At 68.9% G+C, this 1493-nt stretch carries 1 protein-coding gene; it reads right to left on the bottom strand.

Annotated features, from left to right (window positions below; all coding sequences use genetic code 11):
- Positions 1-23 precede the first annotated feature (23 nt).
- Complete coding sequence (locus tag ACIHAR_RS39685) at positions 24-1226, bottom strand: IS110 family transposase (RefSeq protein ID WP_400024133.1); 1203 nt, start codon at positions 1224-1226, stop codon at positions 24-26.
- Positions 1227-1493: the final 267 nt, after the last annotated feature.

The following is a 1493-nucleotide window of genomic DNA, read 5'->3' on the forward strand; positions in this document are numbered from 1 at the left end:
GGGGGGTGCCTCTATGTCTTTCGTCAAGCGAGGCGTGGGGTTCTGGGTTCGTAGAAGGTGCCGTCGCGGAGCATCGCGAACAGCACGCTGATGCGGTGGCGGGCCAGGCGGAGAAGAGCTTGCGTGTGGGTCTTTCCGCGGGCCCGGCACTTGTCGTAGTAGGTGCGGGAGGCGGGATCGTGGAGGGCGGCGAACGCGGATAGGAACATCGCCCGTTTGAGTTGCCGGTTGCCGCCTCGTGGTGCGTGTTCGCCGTGGATCGAGGTCCCAGAAGACTTCGTCGTCGGGGCGAGGCCGGCGTAGGAGGCCAGGTGGGCGGCGGTGGGGAAGCTGGTGCCGTCGCCGACGGTGACCAGCAAGGTGGCGGCGGTCCTGACTCCGACCCCCGGAATCGAGGTCAGGACCTTCGAAAGAGGGTGTTCCTCCAGCAGGGCCTCGATCTGGGTCTCCAGGGCCCGGCGCTGTTCGTGGACGGTGGCGAGCGAGCGGGCCAGGGACGGGATCACGATGTCGAGGGTGCCGGTGCCCGGGACCACGACGGTCTGCTCGTCGAGCGCGTCGAAGACGTCGTCGGTCAGCCGCTGGGCCATGCGGCGGGCCTTGGGCCGTATCACCTCAACGAGCCTGCGGCGTCCGGCCTTTCTCAGTGCGGCCGGGGAACCGTAGCGTTCCAGCAGCCAGGTCACGGCCGGGTGGTCTAGACGGGGGCCGAGGACGCGTTCCAGCGAGGGGTGGAACTGGGTGAGCAGGCCGCGTATCCGGTTGGAGGTGCGGGTGGCCTCGGCCGCGAGGTCCTGGTCGAAGCCGACCAGCACGGTCAGCTCGGCGGTGATCTCGTCGGTCAGTTCCAAAGAGCGCAGGGTGTGCGGCATCGTCCGTGCGGCGTCCGCGATCACCGCGGCGTCCTTCGCGTCGGTCTTCGCCTCGCCCGGATACAGGTCGGCGATTCGCCGCATGGCAAGTCCCGGCAGGTAGGCGACCTTGCAGCCCGCGTCCCGGGCGACCGTGAGCGGGAGGGCTCCGATGGAGGCAGGCTGGTCCACGATCACCAGCACGGTGCCGAACTTGGCTGCGAGCTTGTCGAGCACAGCCCGCAGCTTCGGCTCGCTGTTGGGCAGCTGCTTGTCGAAGACCTTCTTGCCGGCCGGAGTCAGCCCGTGCCCGTGATGGGCGCTCTTGCCGACGTCCAGGCCGAGGAAGACTCCCACGTCGTCGATGTCGTACAACCCGTCCTCCCCAACAGGGCTGGTGCGGTGCTGGCCAGGGCGATGGCGCCGTACGCGCGCATCCACGTTATGCAGACCTGCCGCCCGCAAGCAGCCGGGCATTGCACCAGGCCAGGCGGTAGTCGGACCTCTCATCAGCGTCTCCAACGGCACCCCTCGGGCCCGGTGACACCACCCCCCAGGTCATGCGTTCGACAGGGGGGAACAGCCATGCCGGGCCCGGAGGCCAGCGGCCCTCTTGCAGGACCGCGAAGAACATAACGGGGG

This window comes from Streptomyces sp. NPDC052016 (genome assembly GCF_044548445.1).
Classification (GTDB): Bacteria; Actinomycetota; Actinomycetes; order Streptomycetales; family Streptomycetaceae; genus Streptomyces.